Annotated in this window: 1 protein-coding gene; it reads right to left on the bottom strand. The window is 69.8% G+C overall.

The window, feature by feature from the left end; translation table 11 throughout:
- Positions 1 to 252, bottom strand: a 252-nt coding sequence (locus tag HKX41_12490; protein ID NNC24954.1) for a TonB-dependent receptor, incomplete at both ends; no start/stop codon positions are given.

Here is a 252-nt window from a genome sequence, read left to right as displayed (position 1 = left end):
GGGATTGATGTCGAGCACGCCCATCGGCTTGTTGAGCCCGCCGGCGCCGAAGCGGCCGGCGGCGTCGGCGGTCCAGAACGCGGTCTTGCCGCGGGTGCGCGAATACACCGCGCTGACCCGCCAGGCGTCGTTGAAGCGCCAGTCGGCGGACAGCTCGACGCCCTTGATCCGCACCGGCGCGCGCAGCAGCACCAGGTCGTTGGTGACCGGGTCGATCGCCAGCGACTGGCCGTAGTCGGACTTGGAATCGTA

The sequence above is a fragment of the Salifodinibacter halophilus genome, assembly GCA_012999515.1.
Taxonomy (GTDB): Bacteria; Pseudomonadota; Gammaproteobacteria; order Nevskiales; family Salinisphaeraceae; genus Salifodinibacter; species Salifodinibacter halophilus.
The sequence above is the reverse complement of the archived record's forward strand: the minus strand, read 5'-3'. Positions and strand labels throughout refer to the sequence as shown.